The sequence below is a fragment of the Stenotrophomonas bentonitica genome, assembly GCF_002887735.1.
Lineage (GTDB): Bacteria > Pseudomonadota > Gammaproteobacteria > Xanthomonadales > Xanthomonadaceae > Stenotrophomonas > Stenotrophomonas bentonitica_A.
In genome coordinates this window covers 117,190-140,012 of sequence record NZ_PKQP01000007.1, presented here as the reverse complement: position 1 = coordinate 140,012, position 22,823 = coordinate 117,190, and the positions used below count along the sequence as shown (strand labels likewise).

At 67.3% G+C, this 22,823-nt stretch carries 18 protein-coding genes; 7 read left to right on the top strand and 11 right to left on the bottom strand.

Annotated features, from left to right (window positions below):
* Window positions 1–3: 3 nt before the first annotated feature.
* Together C0R07_RS14025 and C0R07_RS14020 are read right to left on the bottom strand one after the other, a co-directional pair.
* Window positions 4–1,488 (bottom strand): efflux transporter outer membrane subunit, encoded by a 1,485-nt coding sequence (locus tag C0R07_RS14025; RefSeq protein ID WP_102789192.1) that lies wholly within the window; start codon window positions 1,486–1,488, stop codon window positions 4–6.
* A gap of 5 nt (window positions 1,489–1,493) precedes the next feature.
* Entirely contained in the window at window positions 1,494–1,937 is a 444-nt protein-coding gene (locus C0R07_RS14020; RefSeq protein WP_019184373.1) for a MarR family winged helix-turn-helix transcriptional regulator, read from the bottom strand.
* A gap of 143 nt (window positions 1,938–2,080) precedes the next feature.
* On the opposite strand from C0R07_RS14020, the gene C0R07_RS14015 reads away from it, so the two are divergent.
* Together C0R07_RS14015 and parC are read left to right on the top strand one after the other, a co-directional pair.
* Complete coding sequence (locus C0R07_RS14015; protein ID WP_102789191.1) at window positions 2,081–2,959, top strand: AraC family transcriptional regulator; 879 nt, start codon at window positions 2,081–2,083, stop codon at window positions 2,957–2,959.
* Between the two features lie 58 nt (window positions 2,960–3,017).
* A complete protein-coding gene (parC, locus tag C0R07_RS14010; protein ID WP_102789190.1) occupies window positions 3,018–5,261 on the top strand; it encodes a DNA topoisomerase IV subunit A in 2,244 nt (747 codons plus the stop codon).
* Window positions 5,262–5,320: 59 nt separating this feature from the next.
* Here the strand turns inward: parC and C0R07_RS14005 are convergent, their stop codons facing one another.
* The gene (locus C0R07_RS14005; RefSeq protein ID WP_428991912.1) at window positions 5,321–6,523 is read right to left on the bottom strand and encodes an ISL3 family transposase; all 1,203 of its coding nucleotides are present in this window, start codon (window positions 6,521–6,523) and stop codon (window positions 5,321–5,323) included.
* Between the two features lie 301 nt (window positions 6,524–6,824).
* A complete protein-coding gene (gene bfr, locus C0R07_RS14000) occupies window positions 6,825–7,313 on the bottom strand; it encodes a bacterioferritin (RefSeq protein ID WP_019184377.1) in 489 nt (162 codons plus the stop codon).
* 144 nt (window positions 7,314–7,457) lie between these two features.
* Here bfr and C0R07_RS13995 point away from each other — a divergent pair, with 144 nt between their 5' ends.
* Window positions 7,458–9,815: a penicillin acylase family protein gene (locus C0R07_RS13995; protein WP_428991907.1), complete on the top strand. Its 2,358-nt coding sequence runs from the start codon at window positions 7,458–7,460 to the stop codon at window positions 9,813–9,815.
* Between the two features lie 30 nt (window positions 9,816–9,845).
* On the opposite strand, the gene C0R07_RS13990 is transcribed toward C0R07_RS13995, so the two are convergent.
* Together C0R07_RS13990 and asnB are read right to left on the bottom strand one after the other, a co-directional pair.
* The gene (locus tag C0R07_RS13990; protein WP_102789187.1) at window positions 9,846–11,225 is read right to left on the bottom strand and encodes a cation:proton antiporter; all 1,380 of its coding nucleotides are present in this window, start codon (window positions 11,223–11,225) and stop codon (window positions 9,846–9,848) included.
* Between the two features lie 88 nt (window positions 11,226–11,313).
* The gene (gene asnB / locus C0R07_RS13985; RefSeq protein ID WP_019184380.1) at window positions 11,314–13,005 is read right to left on the bottom strand and encodes an asparagine synthase B; all 1,692 of its coding nucleotides are present in this window, start codon (window positions 13,003–13,005) and stop codon (window positions 11,314–11,316) included.
* Between the two features lie 368 nt (window positions 13,006–13,373).
* Here asnB and C0R07_RS13980 point away from each other — a divergent pair, with 368 nt between their 5' ends.
* Window positions 13,374–14,252 carry a tetratricopeptide repeat protein gene (locus tag C0R07_RS13980; RefSeq protein ID WP_102789186.1) on the top strand — a complete coding sequence of 293 codons (879 nt, stop codon included), beginning with the start codon at window positions 13,374–13,376 and terminating at the stop codon, window positions 14,250–14,252.
* A gap of 192 nt (window positions 14,253–14,444) precedes the next feature.
* Window positions 14,445–15,128 (top strand): pentapeptide repeat-containing protein, encoded by a 684-nt coding sequence (locus C0R07_RS13975; RefSeq protein ID WP_070473265.1) that lies wholly within the window; start codon window positions 14,445–14,447, stop codon window positions 15,126–15,128.
* 128 nt (window positions 15,129–15,256) lie between these two features.
* Here C0R07_RS13975 and dapE read toward each other — a convergent pair whose 3' ends face one another.
* Genes dapE through map form a run of 5 tightly spaced genes read right to left on the bottom strand, consistent with a single transcriptional unit; the run spans window position 15,257 to window position 21,247 of the window.
* Window positions 15,257–16,384, bottom strand: a complete 1,128-nt coding sequence (dapE, locus tag C0R07_RS13970) for a succinyl-diaminopimelate desuccinylase (RefSeq protein WP_070473267.1) — start codon at window positions 16,382–16,384, stop codon at window positions 15,257–15,259.
* Window positions 16,381–16,743 carry an arsenate reductase gene (locus tag C0R07_RS13965; protein WP_070473269.1) on the bottom strand — a complete coding sequence of 121 codons (363 nt, stop codon included), beginning with the start codon at window positions 16,741–16,743 and terminating at the stop codon, window positions 16,381–16,383. The genes dapE and C0R07_RS13965 overlap by 4 nt, the downstream gene beginning before the upstream one ends.
* Before the next feature lie 12 nt (window positions 16,744–16,755).
* Window positions 16,756–17,832 (bottom strand): 2,3,4,5-tetrahydropyridine-2,6-dicarboxylate N-succinyltransferase, encoded by a 1,077-nt coding sequence (dapD, locus tag C0R07_RS13960; protein WP_102789185.1) that lies wholly within the window; start codon window positions 17,830–17,832, stop codon window positions 16,756–16,758.
* The gene (locus C0R07_RS13955) at window positions 17,832–20,453 is read right to left on the bottom strand and encodes a [protein-PII] uridylyltransferase (protein WP_428991911.1); all 2,622 of its coding nucleotides are present in this window, start codon (window positions 20,451–20,453) and stop codon (window positions 17,832–17,834) included. Before C0R07_RS13955 ends, dapD begins: the two co-directional genes overlap by 1 nt.
* 20 nt (window positions 20,454–20,473) lie before the next feature.
* Window positions 20,474–21,247 (bottom strand): type I methionyl aminopeptidase, encoded by a 774-nt coding sequence (gene map / locus C0R07_RS13950; RefSeq protein WP_026069972.1) that lies wholly within the window; start codon window positions 21,245–21,247, stop codon window positions 20,474–20,476.
* A gap of 148 nt (window positions 21,248–21,395) precedes the next feature.
* Here map and C0R07_RS13945 point away from each other — a divergent pair, with 148 nt between their 5' ends.
* Window positions 21,396–21,701 carry a hypothetical protein gene (locus tag C0R07_RS13945; RefSeq protein ID WP_146027613.1) on the top strand — a complete coding sequence of 102 codons (306 nt, stop codon included), beginning with the start codon at window positions 21,396–21,398 and terminating at the stop codon, window positions 21,699–21,701.
* Between the two features lie 212 nt (window positions 21,702–21,913).
* Window positions 21,914–22,741, top strand: a complete 828-nt coding sequence (gene rpsB, locus C0R07_RS13940) for a 30S ribosomal protein S2 (protein ID WP_102789182.1) — start codon at window positions 21,914–21,916, stop codon at window positions 22,739–22,741.
* The last annotated feature ends 82 nt before the right edge of the window (window positions 22,742–22,823 follow it).

The following is a 22,823-nucleotide window of genomic DNA, read 5'->3' as shown; positions in this document are numbered from 1 at the left end:
CTCTCAGGAATGCGAGGATTCGGGGGTGGCGGCGACCGTGGCGGCATCGCTGGTCGGGGTGAAACCACCGCCCAACGCCTGGCTCAGGCGGACCGAAACAAGGATCTGGCGCGACTGCAGGTCGGCCAACCGCTGCTGGGAGACCAGCAGCTGCTCTTCGACACTGAGCACGTCCAGGTAGCTGCCGATGCCGGCGCGGTAGCGCTGCTCGGCCAGGTCATGGGCGGCGCGCGCGGTGCTGACGGCCTGGGCCTGGGCACTGGCCTGGTCGGCCAGCGAATGCACCGCGTTGACCTGATCGGCGACGTCGCGCAGCGCGTTGACCACCGACTGGTTGTAGTCGGCCACGGCCAGGTCGTACTGCGCGTCGCTCTTGCCCAGGTTGGCGCGCAGGCGGCCACCGTCGAAGATCGGCAGGCTCAGCGCCGGGCCGAGGAAGGCGAACGTCGAGCCGCTCTTGAGCAGCTGGTCCACTTCACTGGAGACCACACCGCCAAGGGCGGTCAGATTGAGGCTGGGATAGAACTCGGCCTTGGCCGCATGGATCTGGCGGTTGGCCGCTTCCACGCGCCAACGCGCGGCGACGATGTCCGGGCGGCGGCCCAGCAGTTCGCTGGGCAGCACGCCGGGCAGCTGCAGCGCCAGCGGGTTCAACACTTGCGGGCGCTGGATCTGCAGACCGCGGTCCGGGCCCTGCCCGACCAGTGCGGCGAGCGCGGTGCGCGCTTCGTCGATCTGCTGCTGCGCAGCCTGCTGCTGCTGCTGCGCGGCTGGAATGCGCGCTTCGGCCTGGCGGGTCTGCAGGTCGCTGTCGATGCCGGCAGCACGACGCTGGCGGGTCAGCTCCAGGGTCTTCTGCGAACGTGCCAGTTCTTCGCCGGCCACGTCATGCAGCTTCCACGCGTAGCCCAGCTGCGCGTACGCCTCGGCGATGGCGGCAGAGAGGTTCAGGCGCGCGGCCTGGGCGTCCACTTCGGCGGCATGGCCGCTGTCCACGGCCGCTTCCCAGGCGGCGCGCTTGCCGCCCCACAGGTCGATGCCGTAGCTGAAGCTCAAGTAGGCCTGGCCACTGCCGGCATAGCTGCCCCCCAGTTCGTCGCCAACCATCGATTCGGGCAGGCGCACACCGGTGTAGCCCCCGGAAGCAGAGAGGCTGGGCAGGCGTGCGGCACGCGCGGTGCCGATCTGGGCACGCGCCTGGCGCAGGCGCGCATCGGCCGCCTCCAGGCCAGGATTGCGCTGCAGGCCTTCGGCGATCAGCGCATCGAGCTGGGGGTCGCCCAGCGCGCGCCACCAGTCCGTGGCCGGCCAGCCGGGCTGGCTCAGGCCGTTGGCGGCCAGGGTGCGCTGGGTCTGCAGGCTGTCGGCGTCGAGCAGGCGGCCCTGCGGCTCCAGGCCGCGGCTGCTGGCACACGCGGCCAGCGCAAGCGCCAGCGCGGAGACCAGCACCGGCCGCAGCGGGCGCAGTGAATGAGAGCGTTCAAACATGGAAGTCATGGCGTTACCAGTGAGTCGCGTACACGGGTCATGAGGGAAAGCAGCTGTGCGCGTTCGTCCGAAGACAGATCACGCATGGCGTCGTCGATGGTCTGGTCGCCCCGCTGTTTGAGGCGGGCCCACAACTGGCGACCCGGCTCGGTCAGCACGATCTGCAGTGCCCGCCGGTCCTGGGCATGCGGTTCGCGCCGCACGCAGTCCAGGGCTTCCAGCTTGTCCAGCAGGCGGGTGACCGCGCTGGGTACCTGGTCCAGGGCCTGGGCCAACTCGTTGGCGGTACACGGGGCACGCGCCGCGAGCACCTTCAGGCCGAGATAGTGGGTGAAGCCAATGCCGAGGTTTTCCTCGGCCATCGACGTGTCTAGCTGACGGACCAGTCCATCGCGCACTTGGCGCAGCAGGAGTCCGAAGCTGGGGGGATGGGCATCAGGGCAGATCATGGGTGAGCATTCTCTTCCAAAAAATATATTTCTCAATAGAAATATTTAATCTGGAACCAAATGCTGTGTTGCAGCAATCAGAACAATGGGCAGGCGGCTACCTTAATGGCGGCCCGGACTGGCCGGGTATTACAATCTGGACAATGGATAACACTTTCAGGCCAGAGCGGGAGACGGCCGCCACCCAGATGATCCGCAACCAGGTGCTGGACTGGTTCGAGCGGGATGACGGGCTGGGAGTGCTCGGCTTCCGGATCGAAAGCGCCCGTGGGCTGGACCGGGAGATCGACTGGCACCAGCACCGGCGTGCCCAGCTGATCTGCGTGGAAGCCGGGCTGCTCACCGTCCGCACCCGGCATGGCACCTGGTCGCTGCCGCCCGGCTGCGCCGGCTGGATGCCGCCGGGCGAGCCGCACACGGTGGATATCTGCGGGCCCTTGCGCGGCTGGGGGGTGATCGTCAGCGCCGCGATGGCCCATGATCTGCCCGACGCGCCGTGCGTGGTGGCCATCTCCGATCTGCTGCAGGCGCTCGCGCTGCGCGTCACCGAATGGGTACCGGCGGCCGAGCCCAGCCTGCGCCAGCAGCACATGATCGAGGTGCTGCTGGACGAGATCCGCAATGCCCCGCGCCAGCGCATGCACCTGCCGATGCCGCAGGACCGCCGCCTGCTGCGCATCGCCTCGCAGCTGATCGCCAACCCGGCCGATGGCCGCAGCCTCGACCAATGGGCGCAGTGGGCCGGCCTCTCGCCGCGTACACTGACCCGGCACTTCCGCGATGAAACCACGCTCAGCTTCGCGCAGTGGCGTCAGCAGGCCAGGCTGGCCGAGGGCCTGCGGCGCCTGTCCGATGGCCAGAGCGTGTCCGATATCGCGCAAGAACTGGGGTTCAGCAGCCCCAGCGCCTTCGTCACGGTCTTCCGCCGCCACTTCGGCAGCCCGCCCGGGCGCTATCTGGCACGCAGTGGACACCTCCTGAACCCATCACGCGGCTTGGCATCCCCGGCCGCATCCGGATAATCGTCCGCCTGCGAGGGCGACAGCCGTCGCCGTCCCTTGCCACAGGTAACAATCCCGCATGACCGATCTTGCCCGCCCCGCGTTCCACGGCTTTGAACAGCTGCCCCTGCGCGAGTACGCCGAACGGGCGTACCTGGACTATTCGATGTACGTGGTGCTCGACCGCGCATTGCCGTTCCTCGGCGACGGTCTCAAGCCGGTGCAGCGCCGCATCATCTATGCGATGAGCGAGCTGGGCCTGAATGCCGCCTCCAAGCCGAAGAAGTCCGCGCGTACCGTCGGTGACGTGATCGGTAAATACCATCCGCACGGCGACAGCGCGTGCTACGAGGCGCTGGTGCTGATGGCCCAGCCGTTTTCGTACCGCTACCCGCTGATCGAAGGCCAGGGCAACTTTGGTTCGACCGACGATCCCAAGTCGTTCGCGGCGATGCGCTATACCGAGTCCAAGCTGACCCCGATCGCCGAAGTGCTGCTGGGCGAGATCAACCAGGGCACCACCGACTGGACCCCGAACTTCGACGGCACGCTGGAAGAGCCGACCTGGATGCCGGCGCGCCTGCCGCACCTGCTGCTCAACGGCACCACCGGCATCGCTGTGGGCATGGCCACCGACGTGCCGCCGCACAACCTCAACGAGATCGTCAGCGCGCTGCTGCACCTGCTCGACGACCCGGATGCGACGGTCGCCGAGCTGTGCGAGCACGTGAAGGGCCCGGATTACCCGAGCTTCGCCGAGATCATCACCCCGATCGCCGATCTGCGCACCATGTACGAAACCGGCTACGGCAGCGTGCGCGCGCGTTCCACTTTCCTGAAGGAGAACGGCAACATCGTGGTCAACGCGCTGCCGTTCCAGGTGTCGCCTTCGAAGGTGATCGAGCAGATCGCCGCGCAGATGCGCGCCAAGAAGCTGCCGTGGCTGGAGGACATCCGCGATGAGTCCGACCACGCCAACCCGGTGCGCGTGGTGCTGGTGCCGCGCTCCAACCGCGTGGATGCCGAACAGCTGATGGGCCACCTGTTCGCCACCACCGACCTGGAGCGCAGCTACCGGGTCAACCTCAACGTGATCGGCCTGGATGGCCGCCCGCAGGTCAAGAACCTCAAGACCCTGCTCAGCGAGTGGCTGCAGTTCCGCGGCACCACCGTGACCCGCCGCCTCAACCACCGCCTGCAGAAGGTCGAGCGTCGCCTCCACATGTTGGAAGGCCTGCTGGTGGCCTTCCTCAACCTGGATGAAGTGATCCACATCATCCGCACCGAGGATGAGCCCAAGCCGGCGCTGATCGCGCGCTTCGGGCTGAGCGAGGAGCAGACCGAGTACATCTTGGACACCAAGCTGAAGCAGCTGGCGCGCCTGGAAGAGATGAAGATCCGTGGCGAGCAGGAGGAGCTGGCCAAGGAACGCGACAAGATCCTGGCCATCCTGGACAGCAAGGCCAAACTGAAGAAGCTGATCCGCGATGAGCTGGTGGCGGACGCGAAGAAATTCGGCGATGACCGTCGCTCGCCGCTGATGCAACGTGGCGCAGCGCAGGCCATCGACGAAACCGAGCTGGTGCCAAGCGAGCCGATGACGGTGGTGCTGTCGGAGAAGGGCTGGATCCGTGCGGCCAAGGGCCACGACATGGACCCGTCGACCCTGTCCTATCGCGATGGCGATGCGCTGCTGGGCTCGGTGCGGGCCCGCAGCACGCAGCAGGTGGCGTTCCTGGACAGCGAGGGCCGCGCGTATTCGACCCTGATCCACACCCTGCCCTCGGCACGCGGCAATGGCGAGCCCCTGACCGGTCGCTTCTCGCCGGCCCCGGGCAGCGCCTTCATGACCCTGGCCAGTGGCGAGAACAACACCCGCTTCGTACTGGCCTCCACGCACGGCTACGGCTTCGTGACCCGCTTCGAGAACCTCACCGGCCGCAACAAGGCCGGCAAGGCGATGCTCAACCTGACCTCCGGCTCCAAGGTGCTGACCCCGGCCGTGGTCGCCAATCCGGAAACCGACCGCATCGTGGCGGTGACCAGCTCGGGCAACCTGCTGGCCATCGCCGCCAGCGACCTGCCGGAACTGGACAAGGGCAAGGGCAACAAGATCATCGACATCCCCAAGGCCAAGCTCGCCACCGAGCGCGTGGTCGCGGTGGTCTCGGTGGCGCCGGGCAACACGCTGCTGGTGCGCAGCGGCCAGCGCACGATGAACCTGTCGTTCAAGGATCTGGATACCTACCTGGGCACCCGCGCCACCCGTGGCCATCTGCTGCCCCGTGGCTGGCAGAAGGTGGAAGGGCTGGCGGTGGAGTAAGGTTCCAGCGTCGACGTGAATCGGAACGGCCGGGGAAACCCGGCCGTTTTTTTGGTTCTTCACCCAACTCCGGGGAAGGCCGCCCGGATCTTCAGGAAGAAATACGCGTCATCTCGGTATCCGTAGGCAACGCGCTTGATGACCTTGATCTTGTTATTGATGCCTTCCACCAGGTTCGTCCCGAGCGGCCATCGGCAGTGGGCCAGGATGCCCGGGAGATAAGGTTGCAGGCGGCGGACAAAGATGCGCAGCGGCTCCAGCCCGCTTCGCAGGGCGCGATGCTTCCATGACCGCCAGGCCTTCTCCGCCCAGCTCTGGCTTCGGTAGCGCCACAGCTGCTTCAGGTCGTCTTTGAGCAGATACGTGGTCAGCAGGGCTTTGTTGGCGGCCAGCAGCTCCTCGAGTTGGACGCGCTGCTCGGCCGGGACGTTTTGCCGATTGCGCAGCAGGAGCCAGCGCGAGGTCTTCACCACCCGTCGCGCGGGCTTGTCGGTGCGTAGGCGATTGGCCTCGTCCACCCGCACCCGATCAATGACTTCGCGCCCGTACTTGGCCACGACATGGAAGAGGTCGTAGACCACTTCAGCATTGGGGCACTGGGCTTTGACCTCCACATCAAAGGCCGAATTCATGTCCATTGCTACGGCCCGGATGCGTTCGCAACCGACCCTGCCGAGTAGCTCAAAGAAGGGACGGATGTCAGCGCGGCTGCGTCCTCGGCCGACCCAGAGCACGCGCTTGCGCGATGGCTCGACGACCACGGTGGCGTAGCGATGCCCCTTCTGGATCGCAAACTCGTCCATCGCGATCACGCGTACGTCCGATAGGTCCACTGGGCCCAGCGTCTGCATCAGATGCCTGAAATCAAGCGCTTTGACCGTCTTCCAGTCCAGACCATGCCACTTTGCGGTGGCATGGATCGAGGTGGTGGCACACATGCGTGCCACGCTCTGCGCAAGCCGTTGCGTTACCCGGGCATGCCGCTCCAGCCAATCCAAGTGCTCCAGTTTCGGCCCGCAGCGAGGACAGGCCAGCCGCTGCCGCTGGACTTCCAACTCCACCGGCTCGTCGAACACGGGCAAGTCACGGATGCGCCGGAGCGTCTGGTCGTGGATGGCCACGACCCACTTGCCGCAGCCACTGCAGCGTCGTCGGCGGCGTGAATCAGGCAACAGCGAAAGCACCAGCCACGTGGCTCCGCCACGTGCCTCGCGGCGCCATCCATCCAGGCGATACCCCGCCCAGCCTCCCAGCAACGGCATACAATCCAGCTTGGCCACGGCCGGCCTCGGTTTGTTTTCTCGACAACTACAAATCTAGCTGGTCGGCCGTGCGCCTTCTCCCCTCAGATGGGAGAAGAACCGTTTTTTTTGCCCACAGAAAAGGCCGGGTTTCCCCGGCCTTTCTGCTTGGTGCAACGTCGGCTGGCTGGCGGATGCTGGCGGGCGGACGAGGGTTCGATGCGGCGTGCTGGCGAAGGCTGGCTGGCGCGCAGAATCCGATGCCGTGGCACCGGTAGTGCCGGCCGCTGGCCGGCTCCCCGGAATACCCGGACACACCCGCTCAGTGCGCGGCCGTGCCCTTCGCATCCATCTTGCTGGTCTGGTACAGCGCCAGGCCGATGCGCTTGATCAGGCCCAGCTGCTGCTCCAGCCACCAGGCATGGTCTTCTTCGGTGTCCTTCAACTGCACCAGCAGCATGTCGCGGCTGACGTAGTCCTGGTGCTGTTCGCACAGCTTCATGCCGGCGGCCAGGTTGTCGCGGACGCTGTATTCGGTATCCAGGTCCTTCTGCAGCATCTCTTCCACGGTCACGCCGGGCTCGAACACATGCGGGCGCATGTCCGGATCGCCGCCGAGGAAGAGGATGCGACGCAGCAGCGCATCGGCGTGCTGGGTCTCCTCTTCCATCTCGTGGTTGAGGCGCTCATAGAGCGCGAACAGGCCCTGGTCTTCGTAGCGGCGCGAGTGGATGAAGTACTGGTCGCGCGCGGCCAACTCGCCGCGCAGCAGTTCCTTCAAGCAGGCGATGACGTCCGGGTTGCCTTTCATGGGGGTGCTCCTGATGAATCAATGCGCGCATGGTGCCCTATCTGAAAATCCGGTGGTCTAATCGGAATCAGTTGCAGTTGCGCTTCGGTAGCCGTGCACAGGGCGTTCACGCCTCCCCTACAATCAAGCCCTACCTACACGGGGATGCGCAGGATGCGGCATTGGCTGAAGCGGTTGCTCTGGGGCGTGCTGATCCTGGCGCTGGCGGCGGTGTTCACGGCGTGGTGGCTGCTGCGCGGCAGTCTCCCCACCCTGGAAGGCGAGCAGGCCATGGCCGGGCTGCAGGCGCCGGTGAGCATCACCCGTGATGCCTTGGGCGTGGTCACCATCGACGCGGCAAGCCAGGCCGATGCGATGCGGGCGCTGGGTCTGGTACATGCGCAGGAGCGCTATTTCGAGATGGACCTGATGCGCCGTACCGCCGCTGGCGAGCTGGCCGAGCTGTTCGGCCCGGCGGCGATCGAGATGGACAAGCGCATGCGTGTGCACCGGCTGCGGGCGCGCACCAAGGCCCACCTGGAGGTTGCCACGGGCAGCAGTGCCGGCGCCCTGCAGGCCTATGTGGAGGGTATCAACCAGGGCGTTGCCGAGCTTCGGGTACGTCCTTGGCCGTATCTGCTGCTGCGCCAGGCGCCGGCACCGTGGCGTGCCGAAGACAGCGTGCTGACCGGGCTGGCGATGTATGCCGACCTGCAGGATCCCACCAATCAGAACGAACTGGCGATGGCGCGGATCCGTGCGGTGGTGCCACCGGCGCTGTATGCCCTGCTCAGCCACGATGGCAGCGAATGGGATGCGCCGCTGTTTGGCGAAGCGCGCGGCAACGCCCGGTTACCGGAGGCCGCCGTCCTCGATCTCCGGCGGGCCGATCCGGCGCAGACCACCGGTGCCGTCACGGCAGGTCATCTGGATCCCGACGTGCTGGGCAGCAACAACTTCGCCGTGGCCGGTGCACTGACCGCGGACGGTCGCGCCATCGTCGCCGACGATATGCACCTGGGACTGCGCGCGCCCAATCTCTGGTTCCGGGTACGGCTGCGCTATCCCGATGCACAGGCTCCCGACGGCCGCGTCGATGTCAGTGGCTTCTCGCTGCCCGGCCTGCCGGCCATCGTGGTGGGCAGTAATGGACACGTGGCCTGGGGCTTCACCAACAGTTACATCGACACGGCCGATTTCCGCAGCGTACCCGCCAATGCGGCGGGCATCACCACGCACGAGGAGCGTATCCGCGTCGCCGGCCAGGCACCGGTGACGTTGCGCGTGCGCGAGACCGCCTGGGGTCCGGTGCTGCACACGCGGCAGGACGGCAGTGGCGAGGCACTGCGCTGGACGGCACAACTCCCCGGTGCGGTGCGCCTGGACTTCGCCGAGATGGCGCGCGCGGCGACGCTTGACGAGGCGTTCGAGGTGGCCGACCGCAGCGGCATTACCGCGCAGAACCTGGTGCTCGCCGACCGCAGCGGTCGCATCGCCTGGCGGTTGATCGGCACACGCCCTGACCGTGCTGCGGACTGCCCGCCGAACGGCAACACCGCCACCGCGCCTGCACGCTGTGCGCCGTGGCCAATCCGCAGCGATGGCGCGCCCGCATTGGTCGATCCCCCCACGCATCGGCTGTGGACCGCCAACGGCCGCGTGCTCGATGGGGACGCCCTGGCCATTGCCGGGAACGGTGGCTACGACCTGGGCGCACGCGGGCGGCAGATCCGCGATGGCCTGCTGGCGAAAGAGCGCTTCACCGAGGCAGACCTGCTGGCGATCCAGCTCGACGATCGCGCCCTGTTGCTCACGCGCTGGTGGCATCTGCTGCGCGAGGTCGTCACCACCAGCGACGACCCTGCCCTGCGGCGGCTTGAGGTCGCAACCCGGCGGTGGGACGGCCGTGCGGGGGTGGACTCGGTCAGCTACCGGGTCACCCGCGGTTTCCGCGGCATGCTGATCGACCGCGTTGGCGAAGGCCTGCTCGCCCCGGCGAAAGCACAGCTCGGGGAGGACTATCTGGAGCCACGACTGGGGCAGTTCGAGGGCGTGTTGTGGCCGCTGGTGAGCGAACGTCCCGCGCATCTGCTGCCGCCCCCCTATTCCAGTTGGGATGCACTGCTGGTCGATACCGCCAGGGCGCTGGAAGCAGACCTGAGCAGTCAAGGCCCGCTCGACGCGCGTACCTGGGGCGAACGCAATACCGCCGCGATCTGTCACCCGGTCAGTCGCGCCCTGCCCGCCTTTGCCCGGTCGTGGCTGTGCATGCCGGCCGACCGCCTGCCCGGCGACCGCGACATGCCCCGCGTGCAGGGCCCCGCGTTTGGCGCCTCGCAGCGCATGGTGGTGTCACCCGGGCACGAGGCCGAGGGATGGATCCACATGCCCGGTGGGCAGAGCGGTCACCCGCTGTCACCGTTCTGGGGCGCGGGACACGAGGACTGGGTCAACGGCAGGCCGACGCCGTTCCTCCCCGGCACGACGGTGCATACCCTCACGTTGGTGCCGGCGCGGGAGTGACACGCGAGGTGGCACCGCATGCCGCCCGCCTCAGCGCCGGCAACGCTCGATCAGGTTCAACAACGGCCCGGTCATGGCGGTGGTCACCAGCGCCATGATCACCAGCACGGCGAACAGGCGGTCGCCAAGGAAGCCCAGTTCGTAGCCCAGGTTGAGCACGATCAGCTCCATCAGGCCACGGGTGTTCATCAGCGCCCCCAGTCTCCACGCGTCATGGTTGTCCATGCCGGCACTGCGCGCTGCGCTCCAGGTGCCGATCAGCTTGCCCAGCGTGGCGACCACGATCACGATCAGGCACAACACCAGGTCGCTGGCCTGCAAGGCGTCGGCGCGCATGCGCAGGCCGGTCATCGCGAAGAACAACGGCAGCAGCAGCGTGACGGCGAACGGCTCCACGCGCTCGGCCACGGTGTGCCGCAGCGTCGCGTTGCCGGACACCGCGACGCCGGCCGCGAACGCGCCGAACAGCGCATGGATGCCCAGCATCTCGGTGACCAGCGCGCAGCCCAGCGCCATCAGCAACATGATCAGCAGCCAGCGTCCTTCCTGGCCCGGTGCGATCACCAGGCGCGAGAACCACGGCCGCACCACCCCCAGCATCAGTGCGACGAAGGCGACCACGCAGACCAGGTTGATCGTGGCCGGCACCCAGCCCTGCGACTGCGCGGCGGCCACGATCAGCGCCAGCAGGCACCACGCGGTGGCATCGCCGAGGGCGGCGCAGGCGATCGCGGTCTGGCCGAGTGGTGTACCGGTCAAGCCGCGGTCGGCAAGGATGCGCAGCAGCACCGGGAAGGCCGTGATGCTCAATGAAATACCGACGAACAGGGCGAAACCGGTGAAACCCACGCCGGGCGGTGCGTGTGCGCCATACAGCCAGATCGCCAACAGCACGCCGAGCACGAACGGCACGGCGATGCCGGCGTGGCTGACCACGAAAGCGAAACGACGACGCCCTCGCAATCCGCCAAGATCCAGTTCCGCCCCCGCCACCAGCAGGAACATCAGCACGCCAAGCTGGCTGAGCAGGCCGAGCGAGCCGAGGGAGGCGGCCGAGAACAGCACGCCATGCACCTGGGGCAGCACGGCCCCAAGCACCAGCGGCCCCATCATCAGACCGGCCGCCATTTCCCCGATCACCCCGGGTTGACCCAGCCGGCGGAACAGCCACCCCGCACCCTTGGCCACCAGCAGCAGGACCAGCAACTGCAGCAGGAACAGACCGAGCGGCGCATGCAGGTGCGCGGCCCAGTCGGCCCCCAGCGACGCCTCGGCACGGGCCACCTGTGCCGAGACCGCCGGACCGGCAAACCGTGCCAGGCCCAGGCCGATCAACAGGGGCAGCGCCACCCAGCCCAGATAACGCCAGGCCAGCCCGCCGCGGCGCATGCCGGTGGTGTCAGAGTCCATGATCGATCCCCATCGATTGAAGGGGCGATTCTACGGGCTGCACGCGGTGCCACACCACCGCGATCGACGCGGCGGCGTGGCACCTCGATCAGGCCAGCGCCTGCTCGTGCACACCGGCGATGGCGCGTCCGGAGGGATCGGCCATCGCCGCGAAGCTGGCATCCCAGGCAATGGCCGCCGGCGAGGAGCATGCGATCGACTTGCCACCCGGCACTGTTTCCGCCGCCGCCTGGGTCGGGAAGTACTGCTCGAACACGTGGCGGTAGAAGTAGGCTTCCTTGGTCTGCGGCGGGTTGTGCACGAAGCGCTTGTCCGCCGCGGCCATCACCCGGTCACTGACCTGGGCTTCGGCATGCGCCTTGAGTCCGTCGATCCAGCCGTAGCCGACACCATCGCTGAACTGCTCCTTCTGGCGCCACAGGATCGAGTCCGGCAGGTAACCTTCGAAGGCCTCGCGCAGCACCGCCTTCTCGATCCGACGTGCACCGGCGGGGCCCTGCCCGACCATCTTGTGCCTGGCATCGATGCGCATCGCCACATCGAGGAACTCGCGGTCCAGGAACGGCACGCGCGGCTCCACGCCCCAGGCCATCATCGACTTGTTGGCGCGCAGGCAGTCGTAGTTGTTGAGCGCATCCAGCTTGCGCACCAGTTCTTCATGGAACTCACGTGCGTTGGGGGCTTTGTGGAAGTACAGGTAGCCACCGAAGATCTCATCGCTGCCTTCGCCGGACAGCACCATCTTCACCCCCATGGCCTTGATCCGCCGCGCCAGCAGGAACATCGGGGTGGAGGCGCGGATCGTGGTGACGTCATAGGTTTCCACGTGGCGGATCACTTCCGGTAGTGCGTCCAGGCCTTCTTCGAAGGTGTACTCGAAGCCGTGATGCACGGTGCCCAGTGCTTCGGCCGCGATCGCCGCGGCGGCCAGGTCGGGCGAGCCCTTCAGGCCGATCGCGAAGGAATGCAGGCGCGGCCACCACGCTTCGCTCTGGTCGCCATCCTCAACGCGGTGGCGGGCATAGCGTGCGGCCACCGCGGCCACCAGCGACGAATCCAGGCCGCCGGAGAGCAGCACGCCATAGGGCACATCGGTCATCAGCTGGCGGTGTACCGCGCGCTCGAAGGCCTCACGCAGCTCGACCCGGTCGGCCTCGACGCCTTCGACCGCGTCGTAGTCGCGCCACGGGCGCTCGTAGTAGCGGGTCAGGGTGTCGGTGGCGCTGTCGTACCAGTGGCCCGGCGGGAACTGCGCCGCGTCGGCGCAGATGTCCACCAGCGACTTCAGTTCGGAGGCCACCACCAGCCGGCCATCCTTGTCGTGGCCCCAGTACAGCGGCACCACGCCGATCGGATCACGGGCGATCAGCACGCGCTGCGCGGCACGGTCCCACAAGGCGAAGGCGAAGATGCCGTTGAGGCGGTTCAGGAACGAGGCCGGGCTGTCTTCGCGGTACAGAGCGTTGATCACCTCGCAGTCCGAGCCGGTCTGGAAGGCGTAGGGCTGGGCCAGCTCGGCCTTCAGTTCGCGGTGGTTGTAGATCTCGCCGTTGACCGCCAGCGCCAGGCCGCCGTCTTCGGAGAGCAGCGGCTGCGAACCGCCGGCCGGGTCCACGATGGCCAGGCGCTCGTGGACCAGGATGGCGCCGTCATCGACGTACACCCCGCTCCAGTCCGGGCCGCGATGGCGCTGCCGCTGCGAGAGGTCCAGCGCGTGGCGGCGCAATGCGGTGAGGTCGTCGCCGGCCTGCAGGCCGAAAATACCGAAGATCGAACACATGGGAACAGCTCCTGATGATGGGGGAATACACGTATTGCAGGCATTCGACCGGCCACCCAGGCCCGGAAGGGGTAAACCCGGGCCACAAAAAAACCCGCATCGGTCGATGCGGGTTTTCTGGGGTCCGGGCGTGTTGCTTGTACTAGCCCTGGTCGCAGTCCCGCATCGGCCGCGCACGATTATTCGCGCGCAGATTATTGCGGTTGGTATTGCTGACAGCGGTGGCCGGGAACGAGGACATGGACCGACCGTAACCGGGTTTTGACAGCGGCGCAACTGTTGCGATGGCAACCAAACAGGCCGCCGCGGACAACCCGGCGCTTCGGGGCCGCGCGATAATCACGGTCCCTCTGCACCATCCGGCTGGCATGACCCCTCGCATTGGACGCATCGCTACGCGCCTGGGCGGCATCGCCCTGGCCCTTTCCCTGATTGCCTGCAGCAGCACTCCTGCACGGACGCCTGCGAGCATCGTGCAGTCGGTCGAGGCCAAGGCGGCCGATGGCAGCTTCGACAGTGCCTGGGAGGCAGCCAGGACCTTTGAAACCTTCAACGACCCGCGTGCCGTGGGCTGGTACGAGCGTGCGGCAGCCCTCACCCCGTGGACCTTCCACAACCCGCAGGCCGAAGAGGCCCTGGGCAGGATCTGGACCCACGGTGAGCTGCTGCATGGCACCGGCCCGAACATCCGCCAGGGCACTGCCCTGCGCGCCTCACCGCGCAAGGCCGAGCGTTGGTATCGCGCTGCCGCCGAGCACGGCAACCCGATGGCGATGCTGATGCTGGCCAAGTTCCATCGCGAACGCGGTGACGCGGCCAGCGCGCTGCGTTGGGACCTGCGCGCGACCATCTACCACCACATGCCGTCCGAATCCTCGCGGCTGCCGCAGGCGATCGCCGCGCAGTCGGAGGGCACCCTGCATCCGCTGGTCGTCGACACCCAGCGGCGTGCGCAGCGCGGTGATGCCGACGCCCAGGTGGATCTGGGCGCGATGTACGAACTCGGGATGGGCCTGCCGCGCGATGGTATCGAGGCGCTGCACTGGTATCGGCTGGCGGCCGACCAGGGCAATGTGTACGGGCAGTATTTCAGCGGCCTGCTGCTGGGCCGCGGCCGCGCCGGCGTGACACGTGATCTGGACGCGGCCGCAGGTTGGTTCGCGAAGGCGTCTGCGCAGAAGTTCTACCTGGCCGGGGAGACGTATTGGCGCGAGCGGATCAAAGCGCCGTTCTGGACCTTCGACTGACGGGATAACCACCCGGTAGAGCCGACCGTTGGTCGGCTGCACGTGTCGCCCCATGTGTCTGCACCAACGGCAGCCGACCAACGGTCGGCTCTACGTCGGAGGGGACCACGTATGCGCGCCGGTGACGCTGTACACACTCCGCCGCTGCCTTCAAGACTGCCGCCTGCGCCGCCCATCACCGAGAATGGCCGCATGACCACCGCCATTTTCCGCGACGACACGCTCACCCGCGAGCGCATGCAGGCCATCATTGCCGCGCATCCGCGCGCGGCCGCCTTCGAGAACTGCACGTTCGATCACGGCGACTTCTCGCGGCTGGACATGGATGGGTTCCAGTTCAACCAGTGCTCGGTCACCGGTGCGAACTGGCTGGCCGCCTCGCTGGAAGAAACCCAGTGGACGAAGTGCCGCGGCAGCCAATGCGATTTCAGCTCGGCGCTGCTCAGCGATGCGCGTTTCGCGCACTGCGATCTGAACAACAGTCACTGGCGGCGCGCGACGCTGTCCTCGGTGCAGTTCCAGGACTGCAAGCTGACCGGCGCGCATCTGCAGGAAGTGACCGGCTGGGCGCTGGAATTCCGCGATTGCCTGCTGGTCAGCGCGGACCTGCGTGGGATGTCGTTCCGCAAGGCGCAGTTGGAGGGCATGGATTTTTCCGAGGCCGAGCTGTCCGGCTGCGATTTCCGCGATGCGGTGTTCAACGGCGGCAGCCTGCGCAATGCACAGACGCGGTTGACGCGCTTTGAAGGCGCCGACCTGCGCGGCACCGACATCAGCGGGCTCAACGTGATGGATGCCAAGCTGTTCAAGAAGGCGGTGATTTCACAGCGCCAGGCGGCGGCCGCGTTGGCGTCGTTCGGGTTGATCGTGGCGTAAGGGCGAACCGACCAACGGTCGGTTACACCCGGTAGTGCCGGCCGCTGGCCGGCTCTCATGACTGTCAGACCGACGGAGCAGCCGGCCAGCGGCCGGCACTACCGCGGCCGTCGGTTCCATCGCTGGACTCAGGCCAACAGGCGCTCGATCAAGCGCTGGTACAACGCCGGCAGCGCTTCCAGGTCCGCCACGCGGATGTTCTCGTCGACCTGATGGATGCTCGCATTGACCGGCCCTACTTCGATGCACTGCGCGCCCAGCGGCGCGATGAAGCGCGCATCGGAGGTGCCGCCACCGGTGCTCTCTTCCGGCGGTGCACCCGCAAACTCACCCAGTACCTCGCGGGCGACCCTGCGCAGCGTGCCTTCCGGGGTATAGAACGGCTCGCCGCTGCGATGCCACTTGAGCGTGTACTGGAGTGCATGACGCTCCAGCAGCGCAGCGATCTCCTGCTCCAGCGCGGGCGCGTTCCAGTGCGGGTTGTAGCGCAGGTTGAACAGCACCTGCAGCTCACCCGGAATCACATTGTTGGCCCCGGTGCCGGCATGGATGTTGGAGACCTGCAGGCTGGTCGGCGGGAAGCTCTCGAAGCCATCATCCCAGTGCCGTGCGGTGAGTTCGGCCAGGGCCGCAGCGGCCAGATGGATCGGATTGCGCGCCTTGTCCGGATACGCCACATGGCCCTGCACGCCGTTCACCGTCAGCGTCGCCGAGAGGCTGCCGCGGCGGCCCACGCGCAGCAGATCACCCAGCACCGCGGTGGAGGACGGCTCACCGGTGATGCACCAGTCGATTTCCTGACCGCGCTCGCGGAAGATATCGGCCACGCGACGCACACCGTCGATGGCATCGCCTTCCTCGTCGCTGGTCAGCAGCACCGCCAGCGTGCCGGCATGATCGGGATGCGCGGCCACGAACTGCTCGGCGGCGACCACGAAGGCGGCCACGCTGCCTTTCATGTCGGCCGCGCCACGTCCGTACAGCACGCCGTCACGGATCTGGGGATCGAACGGATCGCTGGTCCAGGCCGAGACCGGGCCGGTCGGCACCACGTCGGTATGCCCGAGCAGCACCAGCACCGGTGCGCCCTGCCCGTGTGTGGCCCACAGGTTGTCGACCTCGCCCAGGCGCAGCTGTTCGCAGTGAAAGCCGGCGCGTTCAAGACGGCCGGCCAGCAGCGCCTGGCAACCGGCGTCCTCGGGCGTGACCGAGGCGCGCGCGATCAGGTCGCAGGTCAAGGCAACGACGTCGTTCACGCGCCCACTCCGAACCGCTGCTTGAAGCCGTTGTCCGAGAAGCCCTGGGTCATCACGCCATCGGCGCTCACCACCACCGGGCGCTTGATCAGCTGCGGGTACTCGCGCAGCAGCAGCTTCCATTCGGCCTCCGAATCGGCCGCCTTGCGGTTCTCCGGCAGCTGCCGCCACGTGGTGGAGGACCTGTTGATCAACGCGGGAAAGCCACCGGCCTGGGCCGCCCAGTCGATCAGGGTTTCCGGCGTTGGCTTGTGCTCACGGTAGTCGACGAAGGTATACGGCACCTGGAAACGGTCCAGCCACTTGGTGGCCTTCTTGCAGGTGTCGCAGTTCTTCAATCCATACACGGTGGTGGTCATGGCGTGCCCGGCTCAGTCGGCCAGGCCGCGCAGCAGGTCGTTCACGCTGGTCTTGCTGCGGGTCTTGGCATCGACCTGCTTGACGATCACCGCGCAGTACAGCGAGTGCGAGCCGTCCTTGGACGGCAGCTGGCCGGACACCACCACGCTGTACGGCGGCACCGAGCCGTAGCTGATTTCGCCGGTGGCGCGGTTGTAGACGCGGGTGCTCTGGCCGAGGAACACGCCCATGCCGATCACGCTGTGGTGGCCGACCACGAAGCCTTCCACCACTTCCGAACGCGCACCGATGAAGCAATGGTCTTCGATGATGGTCGGGCTGGCCTGCAGCGGCTCGAGCACGCCGCCGATGCCGGCGCCGCCGGACAGATGGCAGTGCTTGCCGATCTGCGCGCACGAACCCACCGTGGCCCAGGTGTCGACCATGGTGCCCTCGCCCACGTAGGCGCCGATGTTGGTGAAGCTCGGCATCAGCACCACGTCCTTGCCGAAGTAGCTGCCGCGGCGCGCGATCGCGCCGGGCACCACGCGCACGCCGGCGCGGCGGAACCTGGCTTCATCGAAGCCGGCAAAGCGCGATTCGACCTTGTCCCAGAACGGCGCCGGACGCGCGTCGACCACGGCCATGTCGTTGACGCGGAAGTACAGCAGCACCGCCTTCTTCAGCCATTCGTTGACCTTCCAGCCACCGTGGCCATCGGGCTCGGCGACGCGGAATTCGCCGGTTTCCAGGCCATCAATGACGCGGCCGACCAGCGGCTTGGTGGAGCCTTCGATCTCGTGCAGGGTCAGCGTCGCGCGGCGCTCGAAGGCGCTTTCGATGCCGAACTTGAGTTCTTCCACACCCGGCGTGGCCGGCTTGCGCAGCGACTTGCGCGCGATGGTGGCATCACGGCTGGCACTGCGCTTGGCGGCGCTCTCGGCCGGGGTAGCAGCGACCTTGCGGGCCGGCGCCTTTTTGACCGGCGCTTTCTTCACCGCGGGCGCCGCCTTCTTTGCGGCAGCGGTCTTCTTCACCGCAGGCGCGGCAGCAGGGGTCTTGGCCGCCGCGGTCTTCGCGGCAGTCTTCTTGGCAGGCTTGGTGGCCATCAGTGGGGGTCTCCGGCTTTTCGATCAGGGTCCAGGCAGGCGAGCATGGCGTCTTGCAGCTGCTGTCTGGCGGATTCGGTGAGGGCGTGATCATGCTCATCGCTGATCACGAACATGTCTTCGGCGCGTTCGCCGAAGGTGGCGATGCGCGCATCATGCACGCGCAGCCGCTGGTTGCGCAGCACGAACGCCACGTCGGCCAGCAGGCCGGGGCGGTCGGGCGCGACCAGGCTGAAACGGGTGCTGGTGGTCTCGCCATCGGTGACATCGCGGAACTCGATGCGCGGGGCGAAACGGAAGTGCCGCAGCTGGCGCGGAATGACCCGCCGCGACGGACGCAGCCGGGTCAGGTCGCCGGACAGCGCTTCACGCAGGCCGGCCTCCAGGCGCAGCGCATCGCCATCGGCGAAGCTGTCGGCCGGGGTCACTTCAAACGTATCGAAGATGGTATCCACCGGGCCGTCCAGCACACGCGCGCGGTGGATGCCGTAGCCCTTGCGGTCCAGCGTCATCACGATCGCGGCGAACAGGCCATCGCGGTCCGGCGAGTGCACGAACACCTCCAGCGCGTGGTCGTCCGGGGTGATCCGGCGCACCTTGACCAGGGTCTGGCCCTGCTTGACCGGTACCAGCGCGGCGGCCTGCCAGGCAAGCTGCTCGGGCCGCAGCCGGATGAAGCTCTCATCGGGCATCACGGTGAACTGACGCTCGATCGTCGCGTCGTCGTAGCCGCGCTCGCGCACCAGCTGGCGCACCGATTCGCGCGCTTCGGCAACACGCTCGGCGGCCGGCATCTGGTTCTCCAGCCCGTCGCGCAGCGCGCGCCGCGCCGCGAAATACAGGTCGGCCAGCAAGCGGTCTTTCCAGGCATTCCACAGTTTGGGGCTGGTCCCGGCAATGTCGGCGCAGGTCAGCAGATACAGGTAGTCGAGCCGGTCGCGGCTGGCCACCAGGGTGGCGAAGCGATGGATCACGTCCGGATCGGAGATGTCCTGCTTCTGCGCGGTGACCGACATGCGCAGGTGCTGTTCGACCAGCCACGCCACCAGTTCGGTGTCGGAACTGCTCAGCGCCAGCGCCTGGCAGAATTCACGCGCGTCCACCGCACCGAGTTCGGAATGATCGCCGCCGCGGCCCTTGGCGATGTCATGGAACAGGCCGGCCAGCAGCAGCAGTTCCGGTTTGCGCAGGCGCGGCCAGACCTCATGCGCGATCGAGAAACGCTCGTCGGCGCGGCTGCTGGCGAACAGGCCGATGTTCCGCAGCACCATCAGGGTGTGCTGGTCCACGGTGTAGACGTGGAACAGATCGAACTGCATGCGCCCGGAGACCTGCGCGAATGCGGGGATCCACTGACCGAGCACGCCCAGGCGCGCCATCCGCGCCAGCGTGTCGACCGCGCGCGGGCTGCGCAGCAGGGCCAGGAACTGCTCGCGTGCGGCGGGACTGGCGTCGGTATACGCGGCCAGGTCCGGCAGCGCCTCGGCCAGCGCGCGGGCAGTCAGCGAGTGCAGGCCGCGCACATCCGGGTTATAGGCCCAGCTGGAGAACAGCGCGAACACCTGTTCGATGTCGCCCTCGGGCCAGGCCGGATCGTTGGCCGCCAGGTAACCACGGCGCAGCGAGAACCCCACGCTGACCGGCTCGGGCACCGCCTCGCCATCGAACTGCTCCTCGAAGCGCTGCAGCAGGCGGTCGCTGATCCGCCGCACCACGGTGGCGCTGCGGTAGAAGCCCTGCATCATTTTTTCCACGGCCAGGCTTTCGATGTCGTCTTCGAAACCCAGGCGGGCGGCAAGTGTCTTCTGGTAATCGAAACGCAGGCGCTCTTCGGGCCGGTTGGCGACCAGATGCAGGCCGAAGCGCAGCCGGGCCAGGGCGCAGCGTTCGCGCTTGAGCGCGGCCGCTTCATCCGGGCCGAGGTGGCCCAGGCCGACCAGTGCTTCCAGGTCGCGCACGCCGAAGGCACGCAACGCCATCCAGCCCAGGGTATTGAGATCGCGCAGGCCGCCGGGGCCGTCCTTGATGTCCGGTTCCAGGTTGTCGGCGGTATCACCAAAGCGCTGATGGCGGGCCAGCAGCTCTTCACGCTTGGCGAGGAAAAACTCGCGCGGCGGCCACAGGCCGTCCACGTTCACCGCGGCCTTCAAGGCCGCGCGCGCGATGTCGTCGGCAACCACCGGGCGCGATTCGATCAGTGCGGTCAGCACGGTCTGGTCGGCGCTGGCCTGGGTGCACTCGGCCGGCGAACGCACCGCGTGACTCACGGGCAGGCCGCAATCCCACAGCAGCGCGAAAAAGCGCGCCAGCCCGGATTCGTGCCGCCGCTGCTGTTCCGGCGTACCCAGCACCAGTACGTCGATATCCGAGCGCGGGAACAACTCACCGCGCCCATACCCACCGACGGCAAACAAGGCCAGTCCAGACCCGGCCGGCAGGCAGCGGTGCCACGCCAACCAGATCAGGTGGTCGGCCGCGCGGGCGCGCAACGCGAGCAGGCGCTCGATGTTGTCGCCCTGGTCGAAACGGCGGTACAGCCGTGCGTCGGTCTGTTGCAGCGACTGGCGCGCCAGCGCCGCCCAGTCCGGGTCGGCGACGGATTCGGCCGGCGCGTCCAGCATCGGGCTCGCCGGCAGCATGCTCAGACCTGCGATTCGCCGGGCGAGAGGGTCAGCACGTCGACGCCGGTCTCGGTGACCGCGACCATGTGCTCCCACTGCGCCGACAACTTCCGGTCCTTGGTGACCACGGTCCAGCCATCGGGCAGCACCTTGTTGTAGCGGGTGCCCTCATTGATCATCGGCTCGATGGTGAAGGTCATGCCCGGCTGCAGCACCAGGCCCTGGCCCGGACGACCGTAATGCACCACCTGCGGCTCGTCGTGGTAGACCTTGCCGATGCCATGGCCGCAGTACTCGCGCACCACGCTGAAGCGCTCGGATTCGGCATAGCTCTGGATCGCGTGGCCGATATCGCCCAGCGTCGCGCCCGGCTTGACCGCGCGGATGCCGCGCCACATGGCTTCATAGGTCGCATCGACCAGGCGCTTGGCCATGACCGACGGCGTGCCCACGTAGTACATGCGGCTGGTATCGCCGTGCCAGCCATCCTTGATCACGGTGACATCGATGTTGACGATGTCGCCGTCCTTGAGGACCTTGGCTTCACTGGGAATGCCGTGGCAGATCACGTTGTTGACCGACGTGCAGACCGTCTTGGGGAAGCCGCGGTAGCCGACATTGGCCGGCGTGGCCTTCTGCACGTTGATGATGTGGTCGTGGCAGATGCGGTCCAGCTCTTCGGTCGTCACGCCCGGCTTGACGTGGGGGGTGACGATGTCGAGCACTTCGCTGGCCAGACGGCCGGCGATGCGCATCAGTTCGATTTCCTCGGGGGTTTTCAGATTCACGCTCATGGCGCCCATTATCGCCGATCCGGGGCCAATCTGAACGGGATTGGATGGAACGCTGACAGCCGCGGTTTGGGCCCGGCCCCTGGCCAGCTAGCTGAACAAGCGTGATGCGTATCGCAAAACGCGACCTTGTGCCGAAGACGGCCATTGATTGGGTCCTATCTGCACGGTCCGATACAAGACAGGCGGCAGCCCGTCGGCGCCCCGCCTGCGCCTCTATAATGGCGGCGACGGCCATGCCCACCTGGCCGACCTCGTGTTCGTGGACGCCCACGGGCGTCGCCACCCGCTGATCGAGGGCCTGGCCGGCTATGTGCTGCCGCGTAGCGCCCGCAGCTGGGACCTGCCGCCGCGGCCGGATGGCTACGTCGGCGGCCAGTTCCGGGCCCGGCTCAACGAGGCCGCCGATGCCCCGCTTGCCCCCGTGATTGCGCCTGCGCCCGGCACCGGGCTATAATCGACCGGATCCCTGCCGCCTTGGCGCGGGAATACGTCAACACCGGACGTCACCGGTGAATCCACACCTGCCGCCCATATCCGTGCCGGGGTGCTCCGCAAGGAGTTCGGTCACGGAAGCGACAGGGAAGCCAAACCCCGGAACCACCCGCCTTGCGGCGGACCGCCCAACTATTACCCGTGGCGGCCGGTTCCCTATCAGGAGTTACTGCAATGCCCCAGGTCACCATGCGTCAGATGCTGGAAGCCGGCGTCCATTTCGGCCACCAGACCCGTTACTGGAACCCCAAGATGGGCCAGTACATCTTCGGCGCCCGCGGCAAGATCCACATCATCAACCTGGAAAAGACCGTTCCGCTCTTCAATGACGCGATGAACTTCATTTCCAGCGTTGCGCAGAAGCGCGGCACCATCCTGTTCCTGGGCACCAAGCGCAGCGCCCGCGAGTCGATCCGTGAAGAAGCCGAGCGTTGCGGCATGCCGTTCATGAACCAGCGTTGGCTGGGCGGCACCCTGACCAACTTCCGTACCGTGAAGCAGTCGGTTGCCCGCCTGAAGGAACTGGAAGCCGGTGAGACCGACGGCAGCTTCGACAAGCTGGTCAAGCACGAAGTGCTGGGCCTGCGTCGCGAGCGCGACAAGCTGGAAGCCTCGCTGGGCGGCATCAAGGACATGAACCGTCTGCCGGACGCGATCTTCGTCATCGATATCGGCCACGAAGACATCGCCATCAAGGAAGCCAAGAAGCTCGGCATCCCGGTGATCGCTGTGGTCGATACCAACTACAACCCGGAACTGGTCGACTACGCGATCCCGGGCAACGACGACGCCATCCGTGCCGTGCAGCTGTACGCCCGCGCCGCTGCCGACGCCGTGCTGGAAGGCAAGGCTGCTGCGCCGCACGCCGCCACCGTCCGTGAAGAAGAGTTCAGCGAAGCCGCTGCTGGCGAAGAAGCCAAGCCGGCCCGCCGCGCTCCGGCCAAGAAGGCTGCTGCTGCTCCGGCCGCCGACGCGCCGGCTGCTGGCGAAGCCCAGGCCTGATCCAGGCCCGCGGTGGGCGCAGCGCGCCCACCGCTCCTGTCCGCTGCCGATGGCGCGACGACAGGACACTGTCATACGGGCC